Consider the following 23,402-nt stretch of genomic DNA (forward strand, 5'->3'; position numbering starts at 1 on the left):
TATCCCTCTATGCCCGCACGCGGTTGCGGGCCGCTCACGACCTATACAGGAGAGCGCAATGAGCTCTGAAATTCTGGCGAAAACTCCCCTCCACGCCTTGCACCTAGAGTTGGGTGCACGCATGGTGCCGTTCGCCGGTTACGAAATGCCGGTGCAGTACCCGCTCGGCGTGATGAAGGAACACCTGCATACCCGTGAAGCCGCCGGCCTGTTCGACGTTTCGCACATGGGCCAGATCATCCTGCGTGGCGCCGGTGCAGCCAAAGCGCTGGAGAGCCTGGTGCCGGTGGATATCGTCGACCTGCCAGTGGGCATGCAGCGCTACGCCATGTTCACCGACACCAACGGCGGCATACTCGACGACCTTATGGTCGCCAATCTGGGCGATGACACTTTGTTCCTGGTGGTCAACGCCGCCTGCAAGCATCAGGATCTGATGCACCTGCAACAGCGCATCGCCAACCAGTGCCAGGTCGAGTCGCGCTTCGAGCGTGCCCTGCTCGCCCTGCAAGGCCCCAAGGCAGTCGAGGTGCTGACCCGCCTGGCGCCGGAAGTCGCCAAAATGACCTTCATGCAGTTCAAACCCGTGCGCCTGCTCGGCGTCGATTGCTATGTGAGCCGTTCCGGCTACACCGGCGAGGATGGTTTCGAGATTTCCGTACCCGCCAGTCACGCCGAAGCACTGGCGCGCAGCCTGCTGGCCGAGCCGGAGGTGCAGCCCATCGGCCTCGGCGCTCGAGACTCCCTGCGCCTGGAAGCCGGCCTGTGCCTCTACGGCCACGACATGAGCGCCGACACCACGCCCATCGAAGCCAGCCTGCTGTGGGCGATATCCAAGGCACGCCGTGCCGACGGCGCTCGCCCTGGCGGCTTTCCGGGCGCGGAGCGGATCTTCGCCCAGCAGCGCGATGGCGTCGCTCGCAAGCGCGTTGGCCTGCTGCCCCAGGAGCGTACGCCAGTACGCGAAGGTGCCGAGCTGGTGAACGCCGAGGGCGAAGTCATCGGCCAGGTATGCAGTGGCGGCTTCGGCCCGAGCCTGGGCGCTCCACTGGCCATGGGTTACGTGCCGAGCAGCCATGTCGCCGTGGATAGCGAGGTCTGGGCCCTGGTGCGCGGCAAGCGTGTCGCCATGAAGGTCGCCAGGACACCATTCGTGGCCCAGCGCTACTACCGGGGTTAAGCCATGCGGGGCGGCAATCCCTGCCGCCCTTTTACGCTTAGCCAGCGTCCAGGCAGCTGCGACGGTTACTGAACGCTTCGCGGCGCATGTCGCGTACATCTACCGACAGGCTTTGAACAGCCGGCAGGCGTTCCAGCAGCGCACGTACGATGGCCATGGACAGCGCTTTCTTCTGCTCGTCGGTACGACCGGCCAGCAGATAGGCGATCACGTGCACGAAATCCTCCTCGCTGCCGCCGACCGTGAAGTGATCGTAAAGGCTTAGTCGCACCTTCACCTCGCCCTCCTTGAACAGTCCGCTGCCCATGGCGGCAGCGTGAACCCTCGTTACCAATTCGCTACCGGTCACGCTTTGCAGCAAGGAGCGGGAACCTTCGATCAGGCAATGTGGCATGTCGCTTCTCTTGTTTTGATGTCGTCATCCGTTATCGCACAACATTGATCCAATGACGAGGGCGTCTGTAAATCATCCGCGCAGCGACGTGGGAAAGCCTTCCAGAGCGCGCCGCTATGACCTGAAAGCCACTATCCATAGGGATCCGGCTATAGGTGGCGAGCACCGACCTGGCTCAAATGGAAATATCAGGTGATCTTTTCATCGGCTTGCGTTGACAAGCCGATTGGGAGCTGTCGATAATCGCCGCCAATGTTGTATGACAACAAAGCCTTATAAAAACAAAAAAGGTCGCATCATGAAGCCAGCCTTCACGTCCCCTGCATACCGTCTTCCGGGCACCCGCGTCCGATCCGTCGCATTTATCTCGATACCTGCGCGCCACTTATTCGCCGATGGCTAGGGCCTGAGGCAGAGCCCTGCGCATCGCGCAGGTCTGCGCCCTGTAAGGGGCATTCCACACCGACCTCACGGCATGTCGATCAGCGATTGGCAGAGGGCGGGCTGTTCAAAAATCGGGAGCACAACAACAATGACCGCACGCAAAATCATCTCGCTGGGCCTGATCGGGGCCGGAACCATGGCCCTGGCCGTGCCGTTCGCCGCCCATGCCGAAGGCTTCGTAGACGATGCCAAGGTGTCGCTGAACCTGCGTAACTACTACTTCAACCGTAACTACCTCAACGGTACCGACCCGGTCATCAATGGCGAGCGCCAGGGCCAGGCAGAGGGCTGGACGCAGAGCTTCATTCTCGATGCTCGCTCCGGCTACACCGCAGGCCCCGTGGGCTTCGGCATCGATGTGCTGGGCCTCTACTCGGTCAAGCTGGACGGCAATGCCAACACCAGCAACAGCGGCCTGCTGCCAGAGCATGGCCCCGCTGGCAATCGTAACGTTCCTGACGACTTCGGCCGTACCGCGGTAGCCGCCAAGGCCAAGATCTCCAAGACCGAACTCAAGGTCGGCGAGTGGTTCGCCGTGCTGCCGATCCTGCGTGCCGACGACGGTCGCTCGCTGCCCCAGACCTTCCAGGGTGCCCAGATCACTTCCGCTGAAATCGACGGCCTGACTCTGTTCGGCGGCCAGTTCTGGAAGAACAGCCAGCGCAACGACGCCAGCCGTGAAGATATGTCCTACAGCGGCATTTCCGGGGGCGACTTCAACTTCGGCGGTGGCGAATTCAAGTTCAACGGCAACAACACCCTGATCGGCCTGTGGCATGCCCGCCTGGAAGACATCTACAAGCAGAGCTACCTGCAGCTGACCCACAGCCAGCCGGTTGGCGACTGGGTACTGGGTGCCAACCTCGGTTACGTCACCGGCAAGGACGAAGGTTCGGCCAAAGCCGGCGATCTGGACAACAAGGTCTATCAGGCCGCTCTGTCCGCCAAGCACGGCAACAATACGTTCCTCGTGGGCTATCAGCGCATGGGTGGCGATACCAAGTTCATGCGCGTGGACGGTGCCAGCGGCGGTACGCTGGTCAACGATGGTTTCACCACCAGCTTCGACAGCCCTGAAGAGCGCTCCTGGCAGGTTCGTCACGACTACAACTTCGCAGGCGTAGGCATCCCTGGTCTGGTGCTGATGAACCGCTACATGAGCGGCTCGAACATTCACACCTCGGGCCGCAGCGATGCTGAAGAGTGGGCTCGTGAATCCGAACTGGCTTACACCGTGCAGGATGGCACCTTCAAGAACCTGAGCATTCGCTGGCGTAACTCCAGCGTCCGCCGTGACGTCGGCCAGGACGCCAGTGAAAACCGCCTGATCTTCAACTACCCGTTGTCGATCCTGTAACACGCACATCGCATCGCTGACTCCAGTGGCATAGTTGGCCCGTCCTCGTGACGGGCTTTTTTATGCGCCACGAAGCGGCCCTCCCCCATGAGCCACCGATAGCTTTGGTTTACACTGCCGCGCCCCGCCTGCCGATAACTGCGCACCATGAATGCCAACCACCTCGCCCTGCTCCACCAACATCTGAGCGACGCTCTGCTCAACCCGCCCAGGGAAACGCGACGCCTGTTCCACGGCCGTGGCCGCTGCTGGGAGGGGCTGGAGCACATCACGGTCGACTGGCTGCAGGGGATCGTGCTGGTGTGCCTGTTTCGCGAACCCCAGGCCGATCAGTTGCTAGCCCTGCAGGACATGCTGCGGCAGTTGAGCGAATCGGATCAGTGGCGAGGCAGCAGTGCCCACAGCCTGCTGCTGCAGCAGCGCTATCTGCCCGACAGCCCGATGCAGTGCCTGGTCGGGGAGTTGCCTGAAGAATGGGTCATCGAGGAAAACGGGCTGCGCTTTCTACTCGACCTGGGCCGCAAGCAGAACACCGGCCTGTTTCTCGACATGCGCCTGGGAAGGCGCTGGGTGCGCGAACAGGCCAACGGCCAGCGGGTACTCAACCTGTTCGCCTACACCTGTGGCTTCTCGGTGGCCGCGCTTGCCGGCGGTGCCGAGCATGTGGTCAACCTTGACATGGCCAAGGCCGCGTTGAGCCGCGGCCGCGACAACCACCGCCTCAACGAGCACGACCTGAGCCGGGTGAGTTTTCTCGGCCACGAGCTGTTCAAGTCATGGGGCAAGGTCAAGCGCCACGGCCCGTACGACCTGATCATCATCGACCCGCCCTCGTTCCAGAAAGGCAGCTTCGCCCTGACCCGCGACTACGGGAAGATTCTGCGCAGGCTCCCCGAACTGCTCAGCGCCGAAGGCTGCGTGCTGGCGTGCGTCAACGACCCGGATACCGCCAGCGACTTCCTGGTCGCCGGCATGGCCAGCGAAGCACCCGAGCTGCGCTTCGAACGACGCCTGGACAACCCGCCGGAGTTCCCCGATGCGAGCCCCGAAGGCGGGCTCAAGGTCCTGTTGTTCAGGCGCGGTTGAACCAGTCCCATAGCCCCAGGGAAAAGCCGGAGAACAGATTGATGCCCAATGCCGACTTGATCAGGTAGAGGAACAGCAGGCCGATCGCCAGGGAAATCATCAGGAACAGGCTGACGCCCAGCGCCTTGGCGGTCAGCGACAGCTCCTGCTGGGCGCGACTGAGGTCGCGCTTGTTACGCCCGGCCAGAAACACGAAATAGTAGCGCCAGCGCCACAGCTTGAGCGTGCCGCGCAGATCCACCGGGTGGCGGCCCCACTGCCGTGCGCCGAAGGCCACCTTGAGCGCGGCGAGCTGCTCGGCGGTGAAGGAATTCTTGAGATCCTCGGGCAGGCGATCCTTTAGGCCGGTGATGAAGGCGTCTTGCTCGTTCACGTCATTTCTCCAAATCGCTGGAAGCTTAGCAGCCCCCACAACGAAAACGGGCCCCGTCATCGGTGATGACGGGGCCCGCTCGATTCGCTCGTCAAGGCTCAGCGCGAGGCAAATGCCGCACAGAAACCGCTGACGTTGTCGACGCCACAGATGTGGTTGACCGAAGTCATCAGCATCTGGCTCGGCGTGGCCTGGAAGTCCACCGACATCATCACGCTAAGCGCGGTGATAGTGACGATGGAGAACACGAACAGCTTGCGTGCCCAGACCTTGTCATCGACGGCCTTGTAACCCGACACCCCCATCCACAACCAGTAGGCGCCGCTGACTGCCGCTACCACGAAGTAGCTGTAGCCGGCATAACCACTGATGGTCAGCATCAGGGTGGCGACCAGGAACGCGGCGATGTACAGGACGATGCTGCGCTTGGCAGCGGGAACGCCCTTGATCACCGGCAACACCGGAATGTTGGCGGCCTGGTAGTCGTTGAAACGAAAGATGGCGATAGCGTACGAGTGGGGCATCTGCCAGAGGCTGAAGATCAGCAGCAGAATCGCTGCCCCCATGTCGAACTCGTTGCTTACAGCGCAATAGCCCACAACAGGCGGAGCGGCGCCCGACAGACTGCCAACCAGGGTTCCATAAACCGAATTGCGCTTGAGGTACAGGCTGTACAGCCCGACATAGACGACGAAGCCCATCAGGACCAAGGCGACTGCAAGCAGATTCGTGGCTTTATAGAGCAAGGCAACGCCTGCAATCCCGAGGATGCAGGCGTAAACGATGGCATGAGTCGGCGGAACCAGGCCTTTTACCAGCACCCTGTTCTTGGTCCGCTCCATCTTTTCATCGATGTCCATATCGATGTAGTTGTTGAACACGCAACCGGAAGCAATCACCAGAGCGACGCCGAGTGCTGTTGCCAGGAACAGCATCAGGTCGATATCCCCCTTCGAAGCCAGGAAGAAGCCACCGGCCACGGAAATCATGTTCCCGAAGACGATGCCCGGCTTGGTCAGGAGCAGGTATTGCTTGAACATCAGGCTGCTCTCTTTTAATTGGCCATCATGTAGTAGTGCATGCTCCAGATGATCCAGATGGAGAGCGCTACGACGATGATGGTGATCAGGATGGTGAACACGAAAGCAACCGTGTTCCAACGCTGCTCGGACGAGGTGTTCATGTGCAGGAAGTACACCAGGTGCACGTAGATCTGCACGACCGCGAACGCGACGATGGTGAACAACGTGGCCGCTTTCGACATGACGGGGTTCATCACGATCGCGAACGGGATCACGGTGAGGATTACCGACAGCACGAAGCCGACGACGTAATCCTTGGTGCTGCCATGGCTCTCGCCAGCGACAGAGTGGTGATCATGAGCCATTACAGAGCCCCCATCAGATAAACAACGGTAAACACGCAGATCCAGACCACGTCGAGGAAGTGCCAGAACAGGCTGAGGCAGCTCAGGCGAGTCTGGGTGACCGGAGTCAGGCCACGGCTGGCGACCTGGTGCATCATCACAGCCATCCACACCAAGCCGGCACTGACGTGCAGACCGTGGGTGCCGACCAAGGTGAAGAACGCGGACCAGTAGGCGCTGACCTGCGGCGCGGCACCTTCGTGGATCAGGTGGTGGAACTCGTACAACTCGATCGAGATGAACACCACACCGAACAGGAAGGTCGCGGCAAGCCAGGACAGCACTTTGCCCTTGTCGCCACGGTACATGGCCAGCATGGCCATGCCGTAGGTGATACTGGAGAACAGCAGGGCGAAGGTTTCGACCAGAACCAGCTTCAGGTCGATCAGATCCTTCGGAGTAGGACCGCCGGCGTACGCGGTGCTGAGCACCGCGAAGCCTGCGAAGATACTCGCGAACAGGATGCAGTCGGTCATCAGGTAAATCCAGAACCCGAAGACCTTCATTTCACCCGCGTCGTGGTGATGCTCGTGCTCATGATCATCGTCATGAGCGGCGTGGTTGCTCAAAACTTCACTGGACATGGTTTACGCCTGCTTAGCCTTTGCTTGAATGTGTGCATTCTCGATGCGCTCGATCTCGTCGGGCTGCACGTAGTAGTCGACATCCGTGTTGTAGCTGTTACGGATCAGCACCACGAAGGTCGCGACGAAGCCCAGCGCAGCCAGCCACCAGATGTGCCAGATCAGGGCGAAGCCGAAGACCATTGCACCAATGGACATGATCAGGCCAACACCGGTGTTCTTCGGCATGTGGATCGGCGAGTACTTGCTCGGCGCAGGCTTGAGGCCATCACGCTTCTGCTCGTGGAACTCGTCGATGCGATCACCACGCGGAGTAACGGCGAAGTTGTAGAACGGAGGCGGCGAGGAAGTCGACCACTCCAGGGTGCGAGCATCCCATGGGTCGCCAGTCACGTCGGCCAGTTCCTTGCGCTTGATGATCGATACAGCGAACTGGATCAGGGTGCACAGGATACCGATACCGATCATCACGGCGCCGACCACGGCCACGTACAGCCACGGTTCCCACTCGGGGTTGGTGGTGCTGTTCAGACGACGGGTCATGCCCATGAAGCCCAGTACGTACAGCGGCATGAAGGCGAAGTAGAAGCCGACGATCCAGAACCAGAAGGACGCCTTGCCCCAACCTTCGTGCAGCTTGAAGCCGAACGCTTTCGGGAACCAGAAGGTGATACCGGCCATGTAGCCGAATACCGCACCGCCGATGATCACGTTGTGGAAGTGGGCGATCAGGAACAGGCTGTTGTGCAGCAGGAAGTCAGCACCCGGAACGGCCAGCAGTACGCCGGTCATACCACCGATGGAGAAGGTGATGATGAAGCCCAGGGTCCACAGGATCGGCGAAGTGAACTCCAGGCGACCGCGGTACATGGTGAACAGCCAGGTGAAGATCTTCACACCGGTCGGAATGGCGATGATCATCGTCGCGATACCGAAGAAGGCGTTGACGCTGGCGCCAGAGCCCATGGTGAAGAAGTGGTGCAGCCATACCACGAACGACAGTACGGTGATCGCCACGGTAGCCCAGACCATCGAGGCATAACCGAACAGACGCTTGCGTGCGAATACCGCAGTGACTTCGGAGAACACGCCGAAAGCCGGCAGGATCAGGATGTACACCTCAGGGTGGCCCCAGGCCCACAGGAGGTTGACGTACATCATCGGGTTGCCACCCGCTTCGTTGGTGAAGAAGTGGAAATCCAGGTAACGGTCCAGAGTCAGCATGCCGAGCACGGCAGTCAGGATCGGGAACGCGCCGCAGATGATCACGCTGGTGCACAGGATGGTCCAGGTGAAGATCGGCATTTTCATCAGGGTCATGCCAGGGGCACGCATCTTGATGATGGTCACGAAGAAGTTGACACCGGTGAGCAGCGTACCGATACCGGATATCTGCAGCGCCCATATGTAGTAGTCGACCCCGACCCCCGGACTGTACTCGATGCCTGACAATGGCGGATACGCGACCCAGCCGGTCATGGCGAACTCACCCACGAACAGGGAGATGTTGGTCAGCAGCACGCCAACCACGAACAGCCAGAAGCTCAGCGAGTTCAGGAACGGGAAGGCAACGTCGCGCGCACCGATCTGCAGCGGCGTGACGATGTTCATCAGACCGACCACCAGTGGCATGGCCACGAAGAAGATCATGATCGTACCGTGAGCGGTGAAGATCTGATCGTAGTGGTGCGGTGGCAGATAGCCTTCGGAGCCACCCGTGGCGATCGCCAGCTGGGTACGCATCATGATCGCGTCAGCGAAGCCACGCAGCAGCATGACCAGGGCGACGAGAATGTACATCACGCCGATTTTCTTGTGGTCGACCGAAGTCAGCCACTCGGTCCACAGGTAGCCCCACTTCTTGAAGTAGGTCAGGGCGGCGACCACCCCGAGACCACCCAGCGCGACTGCAATCATCGTGACGACGAGGATGGGCTCGTGCAGGGGTATTGCATCTAGTGTCAGCTTTCCGAACATCGTTTATTCCTCCGCACCTGAAGCGTGCGCGGCTTCGCTCACAGGGTTGCTCTTGTAATCGATGTACTGGCCGAGGATCTGCCGGAACAGACCTGGCTGAGCATTGAAGTACTCGACTGGGTTGTTTTCACTCGGTTTGGCGAGCATCTGGTAGCTGCCGTTGAAGTCCAGCGTGTTAGGCGACTGCTTGACCTTGGCCACCCACTGCTCGAACTCTTCCTGGCTGGTCGCGTGGGTCTGGAACTTCATGCCCGAGAAACCGTGACCGCTGTAGTTGCCCGAGACGCCGAAGAACTCGCCCGGCTCGTTGGCAATCAGGTGCAGCTGGGTGCGCATGCCGCCCATGGCATAGACCATGCCGCCGAGCTGCGGGATGAAGAAGGTGTTCATCACGGTTTGCGAAGTGATCTGGAAGCTGATCGGCGTATTGGCCGGGATGTACAGTTCATTGACCGAGGCGATGCCTTGCTCCGGGTAGATGAACAGCCATTTCCAGTCCAGCGAAACCACTTCGACGGTCAGCGGCTTGTTCTCGTGCTCGATGGGCTTGTAGGGGTCGAGCGAGTGAGTGGTCTTCCAGGTGATCACCGCCAGCACGATGATGATCACGCAAGGGACGCCCCAGACGATGGCCTCGATCTTGTGCGAGTGAGCCCACTCAGGCGCGTAGGTCGCGTCCTTGTTCGAGGAGCGGTAGCGCCATGCGAACAGAATGGTCATGAAAATGACGGGTACCACCACGATCAGCATCAGCAGAGTGGCGGTAATGATCAGGTTGCGCTGCTCGATGCCGATTTGGCCTTTCGAATCGAAAAGAACCCAGTCGCAGCCACTCAGGGAGACGGCCACGACAATCGTCAGAAGCGTGCGGAACAAGCGGTGGTACTTCTCTTCTCTCATTTCACGACCTTCAGCAAAGTGATATCCCACATAGCGTTCTGTTCAGCCTGACGCCCAATACCGCAGGGCATGCCAGGAAAACGATGCGCCGAGGCACCGAAATCGTTTCAGCTTCGAAACTACTAAACGGAGGGGGCGACATTTTCGGTTAGGCGGCCAAAAAAACCAACCTCATAACGACGATGGGCCTACAAATAGTCGGGGTGTATTGCTCGCCCCGGCCTGCCCCGACCCAGCCAACCCAGCCGCTATCCGGCAGCTGGTCACAGCTCGCTCAACTCGCAAAGCCCCACATGACCGCAGCTGTAGCCCCAGAGCGAAGGATTGCTCGCAGGCAGAGCGCGAATCACCGGGAGAGTTGCGACTCATAATAGTGGCTCATATCCGCGCAATTGCGCGGCAATATGTCGCACAGCAATAACCACACATACCTCATGGATTACTGCGGTAAATCAACGACCCTTGTCCGCTTGCCAGTCGCAGTAGCAGCCCACCGCCATGGTGTTGGCGGCCGAGACGCTGCGGTTGGCCGACAGCGCATCGAGAATCGGCTCGACGAAGCTGTTCGAGGAGTTGCATACCAACCCCTCGCTATAGGGACCAGCGTAGGCCAGGTTCCCTTTCTGATCCCAGATGGCGATGGCCGGGCTGGCCGGAATCGACTCGATGCCCTCGATCGATTCCAGCTCCGTCAGCTTGCCTCGCAAGAACGGTAGCATTTCGCCGGTGCTGCCCGGTTTCTGCACGCTGTAGAACTCGACGCCGGAATAACGATAAAGACCGATCAGGTAATTGAGGTGCGCGTCGGTTTCCTTGTGGCATGGGCACTGCGGGTCCCAGAAATGAACCACGCGAATCTTGCCCGGCCCGGCCAGTTCGTCAGGCAGCTTGAGGCCTCCGCCCTGAAAGAACACCGCCTGCTGCTCCTGGTCGCCGAACGGCCGCAGATAAGACACTCCGAAACGGCTCCATGCCCAGGCTGCCATGGCTACGACGATGACCAGCACCAGCAGGCACAGAATCAGCAGAAAGCGCTTTGACGGCGCGGCCTGTTCCTGGCTCATCACTGGGGATCCCGGTCGTATTTGATGCGGAACTGCTTTTCCATCTCCTTGCAGCTGTCGGTGGCGAAGGCGCGCGACGTGGGCGTGGCGGACGGGTCGTTAGCCTTGACCCAGCAGGCCTGGATGGCGCGCTGCTCGTTGGCCTGCACATCGGCGGTCTGCTCACGGGTGATGGCGAAGATGATGATGCCGAACACCAGAACGATGAAGCCGAGCCCCAACAGGGTCAGCCACAGACAACCGCCGCGCTTGCCGTCGTCCGATTGCTCGGGGGATCGAGTATGTGCCTTGTCGTCGCTCATGTTCTGGCCCTGCCTGAGAGGGTGCGCAACATAGCACTTTTGCCTCACCCGAGGCAGGGGCCAAAGAGCACACAGAAAACATAGGGCTTTGAGCCCTCCCCTCCCCTGCCGCTTCGCCGGAGCGCACGACTGCAGGGCTCTGCGCCCGTGACTGCCGACGCTTTTCCAGCCTGCCTGGACATACTCCGTTACGACCCATCACCGCTCACCTGCGAGCATGGCGGCGCCCCGCCAGACGCGGCCTTGAACGCTGCGCCGCAGATCATGAAAAGACCGCACGCGCAGCAGCGTCGAATTTCTGGTCAAACCTATTGCGGTGAACTTCACTCATACCTGTGAGGGCTGAATTGAATGGCACTTGCCGCACAATCCAGGCTGATCAGCTCTCGGGGATCTCATGCCGGCGCGATGCTGGAGTCAGAGGAGAAGAGTCATGATCAATCACATTTGGGGGCTGCTGGCCAATCCGGGCCGCGAGTGGCGCAACATAGATCGGGAAAAGGAAAGCATCACCAACCTTTATGCCCGTCACGTTCTGCTGATGGCACTCATTCCCGTCGTCAGCGCTTTCATCGGTACCACCCAGATCGGCTGGCACCTGGGCGGTGAGGCGTACAAGGTGGCGGTGCCGACGGCCGCGGCACTGGGCATCGTATTCTACATCCTGATGCTGATCGGCGTGGCCATCATGGGTAACGTCATCCACTGGATGTCCGACTCCTTCGCCAGCCGCCCGAGTCGTCGCCGCTGCATCGTCTTCGCCGGTTACGTGGCTACGCCGCTGTTCATCGCCGGTATCGCTCTGCTCTATCCGAAGGCCTGGCTACTGCTGATCGTCGGCCTCATCGCACTGGCCTACAGTGCGCGCCTGCTTTACGTGGGCATGCCAGCGTTCCTGCGCATCCCGGTCAACGAGGGGCTGACCATCTCTGGCGGTACCCTGGCCATCGGCGTGCTGGTGCTCGAGCTGCTGCTGGCGCTGACCGTGGCGCTGTGGGGCCTGGGCTTCAACGACTACGCAGTGAGCTGGTCGCTGTTCCGCTGATCCGGCGCAGTATGGAGAAAACCCGCCTTTTGGCGGGTTTTCCATTTTTGTCGCGAAGAAACTCACAGGAACCAGCGGTATTCGCGGGCGTTGATGTGCGTCATGAACGCCAGGTGATCCTGACGTTTGTTCTCGCAGTAGACCATCACGAACTCTTCGCCCAGCCCGACATTGACCGCCGGGTGATGGCGCATCTGCGCCACGGCACCGAGCATGTCCATGGGAAAGTCGATGCCGCTCTGGCGATTCTCGTTCAACGGCGCGATGGGTTCGGCGCGCTGCTGCATGCCATCTTCCATGGCCGCCAGGATCGCGGCCAGCACCAGATATGGGTTGGCATCGGCGCCGGCCAGGCGATGCTCGATGCGCAGATTGCGGGCGTCGGAATCGGGAATCCGTACGCAGGCATCGCGATCCTCATAACCCCAGCTGGCGCGGCTGGCGGCGTTGACCCGCGAGCCGTAGCGGCGATAGGCATTGTGATGCGGCGCGAAAATCGGCATGCAGTGCGGCAGCCAGTCCAGGCAACCGGCCACTGCGTGGCGAAGCGGCTTGCCGTCGTCCGGCGCCAACAGGTTGTTGCCCTGCCGGTCATAGAGGCTCACGTGCACGTGCATGCCGCTGCCCGGCGCATCCAGGTAAGGCTTGCTCATGAAACTCGCGCGGTGGCCGTGCTTGAGGGCCACACCGCGGGTCAGACGGGTGAACAGCGCGGCCCAGTCGGCTGCCTGCAGGCCGTCCTCGCAGTGGCCGAAATTGATCTCGAACTGCCCAGGACCGATCTCCGCGGTGATCACGTTGGCGTCGATACCCTGCTCATTGGCCACCTCGACGATCTCGTGAAGAACCGGGGAGAACCGTGACAGGCGCTCGATATGCAGGTTGGGCTGGTCGTCCTCGTCGCCGCACAACGGGTCGCGGGGGAATTGCGGTAAACCGTCCCTCAGCGCCCGGTCGAACAGATAGAACTCCAGCTCGAAGGCAACCACCGGATGAATGCCTTTGGCCGCCAGGCGCGCCAGCACGCGAGCCAGCACTTCCCGGGGCTCGAACTCGATGGGCGATTCGGTGCCGTCCGAGCTGATCAGCATCTGCCCAAGCGGCTGGTGCTCCCAGCGCACGGGTTTCAGCGTGCCGGGAATCAGCCGCCGCGTGGCATCCGGGTCACCGTCGTTGAAGCAATAATCGCCGATCTCGTGCAGGCCGCCCTGAGCACCCAGCAACACGCAGTTCTGCGGCAGCTTGAGCAGGCTGCCGGCGGCGACCTTCTCCAGCATGTCGATGGGGTAGCGCTTGCCATAGAAATGCCCGGGGATGTCCAGACAGATCAGGTCGACATAACGCACGTCGGGGTGAGCGGCGCGAAAGGCGCGGACTTCGTCGGACAGGCTGGTAAAGGTCATGTGTGATTTCCCGTGTCCGCCTAGCGGAACACCCAGAGTACCCGTGCGGGCTGGTCGGTAAGGTTGGCGTAGCGAAACTGGCTGTGCGCTGGCAACTGGAAGCTGTCATTGGGGCCGAGGGTCACCGGCTCAGGCTGATCGTCCAGCCAGATGCTCAGTTGGCCTTCGAGCACGAAGCCGCCCTGCTCCGAGCTGTCGGTCAGGTGGCCCTCGCCGCTGGTGGCGCCAGGCGCCAAGTGGCTTTCCAGCATGGAGAAGCCGGCTGACATGCTTGGCGAAGCCAGCACATCGGTGATGCCACCTGCGTAATAAAGGGTGCGACGCTCGCCCGGGCGGGTGACCCATGGCAGTGCCCTGGGTTTTTGCAGGCTGTAGAAATAGGTGGTCGATACGCCCAGGGTTTCGCTGATGGCGGTCAGATCCGCCACGGTCGGCCTGGACAGGCCGCGCTCGACCTGGGACACGAAGCCCACCGAGCGCCCGATGCGCGCGGCCAGCTCGCCGAGCGTGAGGTTCTTGTGCTTGCGCAGGTCGCGGATCAGGATCGCGAGACCTTCGATTTCTTCCTGCATGTCCATGCCGGTCGAGCCCTTCATAGAAAGTCACGCAGCCGATACCAGGCTTTGCCTGCGGCCTCCAGCGGCGCCGCCAGCCAGCTGCCGCCGGGAAAACGGGGGTTGCCGATGCGTTGGTAGAGCGCCAGCAAGTGGTCGTCGCCAGCAATCGCGTCGGTCACCGCCCGCGCCGCGGCCAGAGTCGGCAGCACGCCATGGCCGGAGAACCCCTGCAGCCAGTAGCACTGGGCGCTGCGCCCGACATCCGGGGTGCGCTTCATGGTGACGTCGATATGCCCGCCCCAGCCGTATTCGATGGCCACGCCCTTGAGCTGGGGAAATACGCGCTCCAGATACGGGCGGGTCGCCGCGGGCACGTCTTTCGGCAAGCCGCCGAGATAGGTGCAGCCACCGCCGAACAACAGGCGGTTGTCCGGGGTCAGGCGCAAGTAATCGGGAACGAACTGGTTGTCGATCACGCAACTGTTGTGCGGCAGCAGCGAACGCGCCAATTGTGGGTCGAGCGCTTGGGTGGCCACCTGATAGGAGCCGACCGGTAGCACGCGCCGGGATAGCGACTCGTCCAGCGTGTCGAGGTAGGCATTGCAGGCCAGAACCAATACATCAGCGCGCACCTCGCCATGCGCGGTGCGCACGCGGTAGCCTTCCGGCAGCGTTTCGTAGGCCAGGGCTCGGGTCTGCTCGTAGATACGGCCGCCGGCCTTCTCGATAGCAGCCGCCAACCCCTGGGCCAGCTTGAGCGGGTCGAGGTGGGCGCCCCTGGCGTCATGCAGCGCCGCCACGTAACGCGGGCTGTCGATCCATTCGCGCAGCTCCGCGCCTTCGATCAGCCGCAGGTCGTGGTAGCCCCATTTTTGCAGCGCCTCATTCTGCGCCTCACGAAGCTGCCCGACCCGGCGCGGCAGTACCGCCGTCCACAGGCTGCCGACACGGTAATCCACCTCGAAACCATGGCGCGCCGGCAACTCGCGAAGCTCATCGGCGGCCCAGCACATGCTGTCCCAAAGCTGCCGGGCACCGTCGAGGCCAAGGGCCTTTTCCAACGGCGGCATATCGCATGACCAACCCAGCAGCGCCTGCCCACCGTTGCGCCCCGAGGCCGCCCAGGCCACGCGGCTGGCCTCCAGCATGATCACCCGTTTGCCGGCCTCCGCCAGGCGCAGGGCACAATGCAAACCGCTGAAGCCGCCTCCGACGATCACCACGTCGCAGTCCAGGTCCTCTTCGAGGCGAGCACGCTCGGGGATAGGGCCTGGATAACAGCCTGCATAGTAGGTGGCGAGATGCCGAGGGGACTGCCGGAACATGGAATGAAATTATCGAGCGATTATTTCATGAAAAAATACACGATTAATTTCACGCAACCAAGCAGCATCGTTCACCGGCAGGCGAACGGTTTGCCGACCAGCAGGTCGAATCTCGACAATAATCGCAGCACCGACGGCTCTCGACATGAGGCGCAAGCCGTCCTTCCCGGAGCCCAAGCATGACCCGACTGTCCGTATTCACCACGCCGTTGCTGCTCGCCAGCGTTCTCGCCCTGCTCGCCGGTTGCGCCAACCGCCACCAGCCCCAGGCGCCTGCGAACCAGAACCCAACAGGCGCGGCGTCCCCCGAGCAGCAGGCCGCCGAAGGTGACTTTCAGCGCCTGACCGCCCTGGCACAACGGGGCGACCTGGACAGCCAGTTCAAACTGGGCAGTTTCTATTTCGTCGGCAAGCCGCAGAAGGACCTCAAGCAGGCCGAATACTGGTGGAAACAGGCAGCCGACCGCGGCCACGCCGAGGCCGCCGTCAGCCTGGCTTACCTCTACACCGGCCGGGACAACCCGGAGTTTCGCAACCCGCCCGCCATGCTCAAGTACCTGAACCAGTCCGCCAGTAGCGGCAATCCCATGGCGCAGCATATTCTCGGCAACCTATACATGCGCGGCATCGACGGCGTTCAGCGCGACCCAGACCAGGCCCGCCGCCTGTTCCAAAGCGCCTGCAAACAGAACTATGCGGCCAGCTGCAAGGCCTTGGATAGCAAACCCGGCGCCTGAGCCCCGTTTTATGACATGGATGTAATTAAAAGATGAGCCGCGACGAAACCAGCAAACTCCTCAGCTACGTGCTGCGTCATGAGCCCCAAGCCATAGGTCTGCAGCTGGACAGCGAAGGCTGGGCCGACATCGACGCACTGATCGAAGGCGCAGCACACAGCGGTCGCGCGCTGGATATCGAAACCATCGAAGACGTGGTTGCCAGCAGCGACAAGAAGCGTTTCAGCCTGTCCGCTGACGGTCGCAGGATCCGCGCTGCCCAGGGTCATTCGACCGCCCAGGTGCAACTGCAGCACGTTCGGAAAAAGCCGCCCGAACGCCTCTACCACGGCACCGCCAGTCGCTTTCTGGAATCCATCGAAGGCCAGGGCCTGATCGCCGGAGCGCGCCATCATGTGCACCTGTCTCGGGATATGGAAACTGCCCAGCAGGTCGGCCAGCGCTACGGCAGCCCGGTGATCCTCGAGATCGACGCGCTACGCATGCACGAGCAGGGCTTCGCGTTCTTCCAGGCCGACAACGGCGTCTGGCTGACCGAAGCGGTGCCCGCCGAATTCCTTCGGCGGGCCTGAGCGGCTCACACCAAGGCCTGCAAGGCCTCATCCAATGCATCGATCAGCAAATCCGCATGCGCCTGCTCGAACGCCAGCAACGGCCGAATCTTCAGGATGTTCTCCAAGGGCCCGGCCGCGCTGATCAGCACGCCGCGCTCGCGCATGCCGTTGACCACCCGCTTGGCCTGCTCGGCCGCCGGCGCCTTGCTGGCCCGATCACTGACCAACTCGACGCCGATGAACATCCCCGCCCCGCGCACATCGCCGATCAGCTCGTGGCGCCCGGCCAGGCGGCGTATACCCGCCAGCAGGTAATCGCCGACCTGCGCCGAGCGCTGCAGCAGCCCCTCGTCGCGGATCACGTCGAGCACGGCCTGGCCGGCGGCACAGGACACCGGGTTGCCGCCAAAAGTATTGAAGTAGCGCATGCTGCGACCAAAGGGTTCGAGTACCTCGGGGCGCACGACCACGCCCGCGATCGGCTGGCCATTGCCCATGGGTTTGCCGAGACTGACCAGATCCGGCTGCACGCCATGGCGCTGAAACCCCCACATGTGCGAACCGGTGCGAGCGAAGCCGCACTGCACTTCATCGGCGATGTACAGCAACCCCTCTGCCTGGGCGACCGCAACCGCTTCGGCGATACAGCCTTCGGGCCCTGCGAAGATGCCATCGCTGGCGAAGATGCCGTCGATCAGCAGCGCCGCCGGCTTAATGCCGTGGGCGCGCAGATCGGCGATGGCGGCCCGCACGTCTTCAGCGAACAGCTTGCCCGCCTCGGGCCCGAGGCGATAGACATCCGGGGCGCGCACGGTACGGGCATGGCCGGGAAGCTGGATACTGGCGCCCAGCGATGGCGACAGCGCGGAAATATCGCCGGTCACCCCGTGGTAGGCGAAACGGGTGATGATCACTCCGGTGCCGCCGGTGTAGTGGCGGGCGATGCGCAGCGCCAGGTCATTGGCCTCGCTGCCGGTGCAGGTGAACATCACCTGTTCGAGCCCGGCCGGGAAGGTCGCCAGCAACTGCTCGGCATAATCGAGAATGCCTTCCTGCAGATATCGGGTGTGGGTATTGAGCACCGCCGCCTGCTCGGCAATCGCCTGCACCACGCGCGGGTGACAATGGCCGATGGATGCCACGTTGTTGTAGGCATCCAGGTAACGCCGCCCCGCAGCGTCGTAGAGCCATACACCCTCGCCGCGCACGGTGTGCAGCGGGCGCTCGTAGAACAACCGGTAGGCCGGGCCGAGCAGCCGTTCGCGGCGCTCGATGAGGCTGCGCTCCCTTTCACTCAGCCGTTCGGCATCCGCCGCACTGAAGCCGTTGATCATGCTCATGGCTGCAAGGCTCCCCGGCAGGCTTGATGGATTCGTTGGCGCACCAGCGCCGGCTCGCTGGCCGCCAGACCGCGCAGGCTGGCGCTGGCCTGGGGTACGTTGCGCAGGATGTAATCGCGATTTTCCGGGTGCAAGCTGGCGCGCCAGGCGGTGATGGCGATGGTCATCACCAACCGCGTGGCGATCAGCTCACCGAGGATATCCAGTTCCTCGTCACGCAGCGGGTTGCATCGGTGATAGGCGGCCACGAAGTCCAGGGCCGGCGCCAGCACGTCTCCCCCATGGCCAAGCTGGTACGCCGCGGCGACGCCGACCTCGTTGATCAGCGGCGCCTCGACCATATCGCCGAAATCGAGGATGTTCAGCACACACTCGGGCCGCAGGGGGTCGACGATGACGTTATGCGGGTTGAGGTCGTTGTGGATCACCTGACGACGCAGGGTCGGGTAACGCGGCAGGGCGTGCGCCTCGAAAGCGTCCAGCGCCTCGCCCACCAGCGCGCGCAGTGGCTGGTCATCGATATGCGCCAAAAGCGGCCGTAGCCGGGCGGCTTGCTGCATATCCCAGAGCAGCTCGTGTTCAGATGCAGGATGCCTGAAGTCAGCCAGCGCCCTGTCGAGCCGCGCCATGGCGTCGCCCAGGTTATGGCGCAACCCGGCACTACGCGCGCTGACCTGATGCAAAGGCAGCCCTTCGACGAACGACAGCAGACGCACCAGCATGGTCTGGCCATCGATATCGACCGCGGCCTGATAGCGACCGTCACGCGCGGCATACACACGCTGCACCGGCAGCTCGGGATCGGCGCGCTGGATCTGCAGCAGCGCCTGGTTCTGGAAATCCACCACCTGAGGGTTTTCCAGCGGATGGGAAATCTTCAGCAGATAGGACGTACCGTCCGCGCAGGCGAGTTGGAAATTCAGGTCGCGTTCACCAGCCAACGGGCGAACGCCGCCCAGCACGCCAAAGCACTCGCTGGCGATGATTCCGGCGCGCACCGCGCTGACCTGCGCCGGCTGCGCCTGCAATAAGGGGTCATGCACAACCTGGGTATTCAGCGACACATCCATACACTCCGCCAGGATCTGGCCCTCGTTAAATTCATGTACTGCCTGTTGTGATAAAACAAGACCCCAAGGAGCAATCCGGCCGTACCCGAATTTTGCGGCACGGCCCGCTGACACTCCCGGGGCCTGTTACCTCTTTTACTTGCTGGCCCAGGCGTTGAAACGCTGCTCCAGGTCTTCGCCGTGGTCGATCCAGAACTCGATATCCATGGCGCGGGCGTTCTTGAGGTTCTGCGGCGCCGTCGGCAGGCTGCCCTGTATGGCCGGGTCGATCAGCGCCATGGTATGGGTGTTGGTCGGGCCATAGGGAATGCCCTCGGCATAGACCTTCTGCAACTCGGGCGTGCTGGCCATGGCGATGAACTTCTCGGCCAGCTCCTTGTTCTTGCTGCCTTTGACGATGGCCCAGTGATCGAGGTCGTAGAGGCTGCCGTTCCATTGCATGACGAAGTCGCGGCCTTCCTTCTGCGCCGTGGTCACGCGGCCGTTGTAGGCCGAGGTCATCACCACGTCACCGGCGGCCAGCCATTGCAGCGGCTGCGCGCCGGCTTCCCACCACTGGATGTTGGGCTTGAGCTGATCGAGCTTGCGGAACGCCCGCTCGACGCCTTCTTCGGTGTCCAGCACCTTGTACAGATCGGCCTGCGCCACGCCGTCGGCAAGCAGGGCGAACTCCAGGGTGAACTTGGCGCCACGACGCAGGCCGCGCTTGCCCGGGAATTTCTGCACATCCCAGAAATCCGCCCAGCCCGCGGGGGCGCCTTTGAGCTTGCTGCCGTCGTAGGTCAGTACCGTCGACCAGATGAAGATCCCGGCGCCGCAATCGCTCACCGCCTCGGGAATGAAATCCTCACGCTTGCCGATCTTCGCCCAGTCCAGCGGCTCGAACAGCCCTTCACTGCAACCACGGATCAGTTCCGGGGTCTCCACTTCGACGACGTCCCAGGAAACCTGCCCGGTATCGGCCATGACCTTGATCTTGGCCATCTCGCCGTTATACGCGGAGGCTTCGATGCGCACCTTCTCGCGCGCCTCGAAGGGTTTGTAGAACGCTGATTCCTGAACCACCTTGTTGTCACCGCCAAAGGAAACCACGGCGAGTTTTTCAGCCGCTTGCGACATGGCGGCGCTGCTGGCGAGGGCGATCAGTAGTGCGGTTTTCTTGAACATTGAGGGTTGCTCCTGGCAGGGCCGAGGCTCTGGTTGGGTAAGGGCAGCTTCAAGGAAGAAACACCGGTGCTTTACCGACAAGAACCATTGGCACGGCGCTGGGGAGCTGAGCAGGTCCACTAGGCCATCTATTTGTTGTTATTGGCGTGCACGGCGGAATCATTAAAGCATCCTGAAATTTATGATGCATCATATTTTTCATTGAGCGATTATTTGCCCAGCTACAGTGCTTGCGCAAGCCCCACCACTGCGGAGAAATGCCATGAGCGATCAGAAAACCCTGCTGCTGACCGGCGCCAGCCGGGGCATCGGCCATGCGACGGTCAAACACTTCAACGCGGCGGGCTGGCGCATCTTCACCGCCTCGCGCCATGACTGGGTCGCCGAATGCCCCTGGGCCGAGGGCAAGCTCAACCATATTCATCTGGACCTCGAGGACATCGAGCACTTGCAGGAGAGCCTGCCGCTGATCCGCGAGAAGCTCGGCGGGCGGCTGGATGCACTGGTCAACAACGCCGGCATGTCGCCCAAAGGCAGCGAGGGCGAACGCCTGGGCGTGCTGGGCAGCGACTACGCCACCTGGACCAAAGTGTTCAACGTCAACCTGTTCTCCACCGCCCTGCTCGCCCGCGGGCTGTTCGAGGAACTGAAGGCAGCCCAGGGCAGCATCATCAACGTCACCTCCATCGCCGGCTCACGGGTGCATCCTTTCGCCGGCTCCGCCTATGCCGCCTCCAAGGCGGGGCTGGCGGCACTGACCCGCGAGATGGCCCACGAATTCGGTTGCCACGGGGTGCGCGTGAACGCCATTGCGCCGGGCGAAATCGACACCTCGATCCTGTCGTCGGGTACCGAGCAGATCGTCGAGCGTGATATTCCCATGCATCGCCTGGGCAAACCCGAGGAAGTCGCGTCGCTGGTGTATTTTCTCTGCACGTCCGGGGCGACTTACGTCAATGGCGCAGAAATTCACGTCAACGGTGGCCAGCACGTATGAAGCCTCGCAAGGTAGAATCGCCTGGCCTGCGCCCTGGAAGTCACCACCATGAAATACCCCATCGACGGTCTCAGCCACACCTACCTGGGTAGTGGCGTTTACGCCTTGCTGCGCGAGGCCTTGATCACCGGCCGTTTCCAGCCGGACGACCGCCTGCGCATCCGCGACCTGGCCGAACAGTTGGGCACCAGCGTCACCCCGGTACGCGACGCGATCCTGCAGCTGGCGAAGGAAAAGGCGCTGATCCTGAAGACCCCGCGCGACATCCGCGTGCCGGTGCTGACCTTGGAGCAGTACGCGGAAATCCGCAGCATTCGCCTGGCGCTCGAAGGCCTAGCCGCCGAAACCGCGGCCGGCAAGGTAAGCGCCGAACAGTTGAAGATGCTCGAGCGCAACATCCGCGACAACCTGGAGGCGGTGCACGACGGCGACCTGATCGCGGCACTGAAGCTCAACCAGGCATTTCACTTCGCCCTGGCCGATATCGCCGGCATGCCACTGCTGCGCGACGTACTCGACAGCCTGTGGATGCGCACCGGGCCGCTGATCGCCCGTGCCTATGGCGACTTCAGCGAACGCATGGCGATCGAGCATCACTGGGAGGTTTTCCATGCCCTGCAGAAGGGTGATGGCGCGGCGGCGCGCCAGGCGATCTGCACCGACATTCTCGATGGCAACCAGCTGATGACGGCATTCATCGCAAGGCGTGAGGCCACGGTGGCCTAGAGAACCGGTGCGCTTGTGGCGCACCGGGTGTCGCTCGAGGGTAGAAACCGCGTTCGGGCTTGTGGCCCGGCGCGTATAAGCGAAGCCGCTTGCGCGGCTCGCCTATTCGGTTCGAACATGCTCACGATCTAGCGAGCTAGAGCCATGCAAGGCAAAAGCAGGCGAGGACGCGGAGTTTACGAGCTGTAAATGAGCAGTCCGAGCGGGCTTTTAACGCCGCAGGGCCGACGCGCAGCAGATCGTGAGCATGTTCTCAGAGCGGGGTGATCAGCTCACCACGCTCAATAAAGGCATCGAGATTATCGAACACCAGGTTCTCCATGGCCAGCCGGGTTTCCTCGGTGGCGCTGCCTACGTGGGGCAACAGCACCACATTGGGCATGGCGAACAGCACCTCGGGCACCCGCGGCTCGTCCTCGAAAACGTCCAGCCCTGCGCCGCCGAGTGTGCCGGCCTGTAGCGCGGCGACCAGCGCCTGCTCGTCCACCACGCTACCGCGGGAAATGTTGACCAAAATGCCGTCAGCGCCCAGGGCGGCGAGCACCTCGGCGTCGATCAGGTGATGGGTGGAGGCACCGCCAGGGCAGGCCAGCACCAGAAAGTCGGCCCAGCTTGCCAGTGCCTTGAGGTCGGCCTCGTAACCGTAAGTAGTGCTCGGGTCAGGCCGGCGGTTGTGGTAGCGGATGTCCAGGTCGAAGCCCGCGGCGCGCTTGGCGATTTCCTTGCCGATCCGCCCGAAGCCGACGATGCCCAGCTTCTTGCCACTGACCTTGCGGGTCAGCGGGTACTGGCCCTTGAGCCATTTACCCTGGCGCACGTGCTGGTCGGATGCAGCGAACTGCCGGGCGGTGTCGATCACCAGGCCAATGGCCGTGTCGGCCACGCATTCGTTGAGCACGTCCGGCGTGGTGCTGATGACGATGCCACGGGCCTTGGCCTCATCGACGGCAATCGAATCATGGCCGACACCGAAACTGCAGATGGCCTTGAGGTTGGGCATCTGCGCCAGTTGCTCGGCCGAGCAGCCGTAGCGCGCCGAGGTCACGACGATATCGATCTCGGCACCGCGCTCGGCGAGCAACTCCTTCTGCTCCCACAGGCGGATCAGTTGATAGTCGCGCTGCAGGCGCTCATTGAAACGTGGCGGGAAACGACCGACCTGAAGCACGGTGGGACGACTCATGCAGCTCTCCTATCGTGGATATCGAAGTGCGGATGATACCTGCCTCGGCACGGGCGAAAGCGAGGCGGCTCGGGATCTCTTCAGAAAAGAACCCGCTTCAAGTCTTGCGAGCTAGAGCCCTGCAAGGCAAAAACAGGCGAGGAAGCGGAGTGTACTGGTGTACATGAGCATTCCGAGCCTGTTTTTAACGCCGCAGGGCCGACGCGCAGCT

General features: G+C 62.1%; 25 protein-coding genes. 9 read left to right on the plus strand and 16 right to left on the minus strand.

The features are described from left to right. Positions 1 to 58 precede the first annotated feature (58 nt). Positions 59 to 1,180 (plus strand): glycine cleavage system aminomethyltransferase GcvT, encoded by a 1,122-nt coding sequence (gene gcvT, locus BVH01_RS18635; RefSeq protein WP_075931736.1) that lies wholly within the window; start codon positions 59 to 61, stop codon positions 1,178 to 1,180. 37 nt (positions 1,181 to 1,217) lie between these two features. Here the strand turns inward: gcvT and BVH01_RS18640 are convergent, their stop codons facing one another. Then, a complete protein-coding gene (locus BVH01_RS18640) occupies positions 1,218 to 1,574 on the minus strand; it encodes a 5-carboxymethyl-2-hydroxymuconate Delta-isomerase (RefSeq protein ID WP_075931737.1) in 357 nt (118 codons plus the stop codon). Between the two features lie 532 nt (positions 1,575 to 2,106). Here BVH01_RS18640 and BVH01_RS18645 point away from each other — a divergent pair. Both BVH01_RS18645 and BVH01_RS18650 read left to right on the plus strand, forming a co-directional pair. After that, positions 2,107 to 3,375 carry an OprD family porin gene (locus tag BVH01_RS18645; protein WP_075931738.1) on the plus strand — a complete coding sequence of 423 codons (1,269 nt, stop codon included), beginning with the start codon at positions 2,107 to 2,109 and terminating at the stop codon, positions 3,373 to 3,375. A gap of 147 nt (positions 3,376 to 3,522) precedes the next feature. After that, the gene (locus BVH01_RS18650) at positions 3,523 to 4,461 is read left to right on the plus strand and encodes a class I SAM-dependent methyltransferase (protein ID WP_075931739.1); all 939 of its coding nucleotides are present in this window, start codon (positions 3,523 to 3,525) and stop codon (positions 4,459 to 4,461) included. Here the strand turns inward: BVH01_RS18650 and BVH01_RS18655 are convergent. The 8 genes from BVH01_RS18655 to BVH01_RS18690 form a co-directional block, all read right to left on the minus strand. Beyond that, positions 4,448 to 4,894: a 3-phosphoshikimate 1-carboxyvinyltransferase gene (locus BVH01_RS18655; RefSeq protein WP_075931740.1), complete on the minus strand. Its 447-nt coding sequence runs from the start codon at positions 4,892 to 4,894 to the stop codon at positions 4,448 to 4,450. The two genes, BVH01_RS18650 and BVH01_RS18655, sit on opposite strands and share 14 nt — an antisense overlap. 38 nt (positions 4,895 to 4,932) lie before the next feature. Further along, positions 4,933 to 5,877, minus strand: coding sequence for a heme o synthase (gene cyoE / locus BVH01_RS18660; protein ID WP_208605781.1), 945 nt, complete (start codon positions 5,875 to 5,877; stop codon positions 4,933 to 4,935). A gap of 11 nt (positions 5,878 to 5,888) precedes the next feature. Beyond that, complete coding sequence (locus BVH01_RS18665; protein ID WP_075931741.1) at positions 5,889 to 6,221, minus strand: cytochrome o ubiquinol oxidase subunit IV; 333 nt, start codon at positions 6,219 to 6,221, stop codon at positions 5,889 to 5,891. Beyond that, on the minus strand, positions 6,221 to 6,844 hold the full coding sequence (cyoC, locus tag BVH01_RS18670) for a cytochrome o ubiquinol oxidase subunit III (protein WP_075931742.1): 624 nt from the start codon (positions 6,842 to 6,844) through the stop codon (positions 6,221 to 6,223). Before cyoC ends, BVH01_RS18665 begins: the two co-directional genes overlap by 1 nt. 3 nt (positions 6,845 to 6,847) lie before the next feature. Next, complete coding sequence (cyoB, locus tag BVH01_RS18675) at positions 6,848 to 8,821, minus strand: cytochrome o ubiquinol oxidase subunit I (protein ID WP_075931743.1); 1,974 nt, start codon at positions 8,819 to 8,821, stop codon at positions 6,848 to 6,850. Between the two features lie 3 nt (positions 8,822 to 8,824). Next, the gene (gene cyoA / locus BVH01_RS18680) at positions 8,825 to 9,721 is read right to left on the minus strand and encodes a ubiquinol oxidase subunit II (protein ID WP_075931744.1); all 897 of its coding nucleotides are present in this window, start codon (positions 9,719 to 9,721) and stop codon (positions 8,825 to 8,827) included. A gap of 452 nt (positions 9,722 to 10,173) precedes the next feature. Further along, positions 10,174 to 10,785 (minus strand): DUF6436 domain-containing protein, encoded by a 612-nt coding sequence (locus BVH01_RS18685; protein WP_075931745.1) that lies wholly within the window; start codon positions 10,783 to 10,785, stop codon positions 10,174 to 10,176. Next, entirely contained in the window at positions 10,785 to 11,087 is a 303-nt protein-coding gene (locus BVH01_RS18690) for a hypothetical protein (protein ID WP_075931746.1), read from the minus strand. The genes BVH01_RS18685 and BVH01_RS18690 overlap by 1 nt, the downstream gene beginning before the upstream one ends. 433 nt (positions 11,088 to 11,520) lie before the next feature. Here BVH01_RS18690 and BVH01_RS18695 point away from each other — a divergent pair, with 433 nt between their 5' ends. After that, on the plus strand, positions 11,521 to 12,132 hold the full coding sequence (locus BVH01_RS18695) for a Yip1 family protein (RefSeq protein ID WP_075931747.1): 612 nt from the start codon (positions 11,521 to 11,523) through the stop codon (positions 12,130 to 12,132). A gap of 62 nt (positions 12,133 to 12,194) precedes the next feature. Here the strand turns inward: BVH01_RS18695 and BVH01_RS18700 are convergent, their stop codons facing one another. From BVH01_RS18700 to BVH01_RS18710, 3 genes are read right to left on the minus strand one after another with little or no spacing between them, the layout of a single operon-like run. Next, positions 12,195 to 13,535: a glutamine synthetase family protein gene (locus tag BVH01_RS18700; protein WP_075931748.1), complete on the minus strand. Its 1,341-nt coding sequence runs from the start codon at positions 13,533 to 13,535 to the stop codon at positions 12,195 to 12,197. A 20-nt stretch (positions 13,536 to 13,555) separates the two neighbouring features. Beyond that, the gene (locus tag BVH01_RS18705; protein ID WP_075931859.1) at positions 13,556 to 14,113 is read right to left on the minus strand and encodes a helix-turn-helix domain-containing protein; all 558 of its coding nucleotides are present in this window, start codon (positions 14,111 to 14,113) and stop codon (positions 13,556 to 13,558) included. 14 nt (positions 14,114 to 14,127) lie between these two features. Next, a complete protein-coding gene (locus tag BVH01_RS18710) occupies positions 14,128 to 15,417 on the minus strand; it encodes an FAD-binding oxidoreductase (protein WP_075931749.1) in 1,290 nt (429 codons plus the stop codon). Between the two features lie 3 nt (positions 15,418 to 15,420). On the opposite strand from BVH01_RS18710, the gene BVH01_RS24520 reads away from it, so the two are divergent. Genes BVH01_RS24520 through BVH01_RS18720 form a run of 3 tightly spaced genes read left to right on the plus strand, consistent with a single transcriptional unit; the run spans position 15,421 to position 16,726 of the window. After that, entirely contained in the window at positions 15,421 to 15,600 is a 180-nt protein-coding gene (locus tag BVH01_RS24520) for a hypothetical protein (protein WP_139317874.1), read from the plus strand. Beyond that, positions 15,597 to 16,154 carry a tetratricopeptide repeat protein gene (locus tag BVH01_RS18715; protein ID WP_075931750.1) on the plus strand — a complete coding sequence of 186 codons (558 nt, stop codon included), beginning with the start codon at positions 15,597 to 15,599 and terminating at the stop codon, positions 16,152 to 16,154. Before BVH01_RS24520 ends, BVH01_RS18715 begins: the two co-directional genes overlap by 4 nt. 32 nt (positions 16,155 to 16,186) lie before the next feature. Next, positions 16,187 to 16,726 (plus strand): RNA 2'-phosphotransferase, encoded by a 540-nt coding sequence (locus tag BVH01_RS18720; RefSeq protein WP_075931751.1) that lies wholly within the window; start codon positions 16,187 to 16,189, stop codon positions 16,724 to 16,726. Between the two features lie 5 nt (positions 16,727 to 16,731). On the opposite strand, the gene BVH01_RS18725 is transcribed toward BVH01_RS18720, so the two are convergent. From BVH01_RS18725 to BVH01_RS18735, 3 genes are all read right to left on the minus strand, one after another. After that, a complete protein-coding gene (locus BVH01_RS18725) occupies positions 16,732 to 18,048 on the minus strand; it encodes an aspartate aminotransferase family protein (protein WP_075931752.1) in 1,317 nt (438 codons plus the stop codon). Next, the gene (locus BVH01_RS18730) at positions 18,045 to 19,112 is read right to left on the minus strand and encodes a phosphotransferase (RefSeq protein ID WP_083659505.1); all 1,068 of its coding nucleotides are present in this window, start codon (positions 19,110 to 19,112) and stop codon (positions 18,045 to 18,047) included. Before BVH01_RS18730 ends, BVH01_RS18725 begins: the two co-directional genes overlap by 4 nt. 141 nt (positions 19,113 to 19,253) lie before the next feature. Continuing rightward, on the minus strand, positions 19,254 to 20,285 hold the full coding sequence (locus BVH01_RS18735) for an ABC transporter substrate-binding protein (RefSeq protein ID WP_075931754.1): 1,032 nt from the start codon (positions 20,283 to 20,285) through the stop codon (positions 19,254 to 19,256). A 262-nt stretch (positions 20,286 to 20,547) separates the two neighbouring features. On the opposite strand from BVH01_RS18735, the gene BVH01_RS18740 reads away from it, so the two are divergent. Both BVH01_RS18740 and BVH01_RS18745 read left to right on the plus strand, forming a co-directional pair. Then, positions 20,548 to 21,282 (plus strand): SDR family NAD(P)-dependent oxidoreductase, encoded by a 735-nt coding sequence (locus BVH01_RS18740; RefSeq protein WP_075931755.1) that lies wholly within the window; start codon positions 20,548 to 20,550, stop codon positions 21,280 to 21,282. 48 nt (positions 21,283 to 21,330) lie between these two features. Continuing rightward, positions 21,331 to 22,008, plus strand: coding sequence for a GntR family transcriptional regulator (locus tag BVH01_RS18745; protein ID WP_075931756.1), 678 nt, complete (start codon positions 21,331 to 21,333; stop codon positions 22,006 to 22,008). Positions 22,009 to 22,261: 253 nt separating this feature from the next. Here the strand turns inward: BVH01_RS18745 and BVH01_RS18750 are convergent, their stop codons facing one another. After that, the gene (locus BVH01_RS18750) at positions 22,262 to 23,191 is read right to left on the minus strand and encodes a 2-hydroxyacid dehydrogenase (RefSeq protein WP_075931757.1); all 930 of its coding nucleotides are present in this window, start codon (positions 23,189 to 23,191) and stop codon (positions 22,262 to 22,264) included. Positions 23,192 to 23,402: the final 211 nt, after the last annotated feature.

It is taken from the genome of Pseudomonas sp. PA1(2017), assembly GCF_001945375.1.
Classification (GTDB): domain Bacteria; phylum Pseudomonadota; class Gammaproteobacteria; order Pseudomonadales; family Pseudomonadaceae; genus Aquipseudomonas.

Coding starts and splice junctions, on each gene's coding strand:
- BVH01_RS18705 (WP_075931859.1), bottom strand. CDS start 14,113: ATGGACATGCAGGAAGAAATCGAAGGTCTCGCGATCCTGATCCGCGAC.
- BVH01_RS18710 (WP_075931749.1), bottom strand. CDS start 15,417: ATGTTCCGGCAGTCCCCTCGGCATCTCGCCACCTACTATGCAGGCTGT.
- BVH01_RS18645 (WP_075931738.1), top strand. CDS start 2,107: ATGACCGCACGCAAAATCATCTCGCTGGGCCTGATCGGGGCCGGAACC.
- BVH01_RS24520 (WP_139317874.1), top strand. CDS start 15,421: ATGAAATTATCGAGCGATTATTTCATGAAAAAATACACGATTAATTTC.
- BVH01_RS18690 (WP_075931746.1), bottom strand. CDS start 11,087: ATGAGCGACGACAAGGCACATACTCGATCCCCCGAGCAATCGGACGAC.
- BVH01_RS18640 (WP_075931737.1), bottom strand. CDS start 1,574: ATGCCACATTGCCTGATCGAAGGTTCCCGCTCCTTGCTGCAAAGCGTG.
- cyoA (WP_075931744.1), bottom strand. CDS start 9,721: ATGAGAGAAGAGAAGTACCACCGCTTGTTCCGCACGCTTCTGACGATT.
- BVH01_RS18700 (WP_075931748.1), bottom strand. CDS start 13,535: ATGACCTTTACCAGCCTGTCCGACGAAGTCCGCGCCTTTCGCGCCGCT.
- BVH01_RS18685 (WP_075931745.1), bottom strand. CDS start 10,785: ATGAGCCAGGAACAGGCCGCGCCGTCAAAGCGCTTTCTGCTGATTCTG.
- BVH01_RS18715 (WP_075931750.1), top strand. CDS start 15,597: ATGACCCGACTGTCCGTATTCACCACGCCGTTGCTGCTCGCCAGCGTT.
- cyoB (WP_075931743.1), bottom strand. CDS start 8,821: ATGTTCGGAAAGCTGACACTAGATGCAATACCCCTGCACGAGCCCATC.
- BVH01_RS18695 (WP_075931747.1), top strand. CDS start 11,521: ATGATCAATCACATTTGGGGGCTGCTGGCCAATCCGGGCCGCGAGTGG.
- BVH01_RS18720 (WP_075931751.1), top strand. CDS start 16,187: ATGAGCCGCGACGAAACCAGCAAACTCCTCAGCTACGTGCTGCGTCAT.
- BVH01_RS18750 (WP_075931757.1), bottom strand. CDS start 23,191: ATGAGTCGTCCCACCGTGCTTCAGGTCGGTCGTTTCCCGCCACGTTTC.
- BVH01_RS18725 (WP_075931752.1), bottom strand. CDS start 18,048: ATGAGCATGATCAACGGCTTCAGTGCGGCGGATGCCGAACGGCTGAGT.
- BVH01_RS18650 (WP_075931739.1), top strand. CDS start 3,523: ATGAATGCCAACCACCTCGCCCTGCTCCACCAACATCTGAGCGACGCT.
- gcvT (WP_075931736.1), top strand. CDS start 59: ATGAGCTCTGAAATTCTGGCGAAAACTCCCCTCCACGCCTTGCACCTA.
- BVH01_RS18745 (WP_075931756.1), top strand. CDS start 21,331: ATGAAATACCCCATCGACGGTCTCAGCCACACCTACCTGGGTAGTGGC.
- BVH01_RS18735 (WP_075931754.1), bottom strand. CDS start 20,285: ATGTTCAAGAAAACCGCACTACTGATCGCCCTCGCCAGCAGCGCCGCC.
- BVH01_RS18665 (WP_075931741.1), bottom strand. CDS start 6,221: ATGGCTCATGATCACCACTCTGTCGCTGGCGAGAGCCATGGCAGCACC.
- BVH01_RS18655 (WP_075931740.1), bottom strand. CDS start 4,894: ATGACGGGGCCCGTTTTCGTTGTGGGGGCTGCTAAGCTTCCAGCGATT.
- cyoC (WP_075931742.1), bottom strand. CDS start 6,844: ATGTCCAGTGAAGTTTTGAGCAACCACGCCGCTCATGACGATGATCAT.
- BVH01_RS18740 (WP_075931755.1), top strand. CDS start 20,548: ATGAGCGATCAGAAAACCCTGCTGCTGACCGGCGCCAGCCGGGGCATC.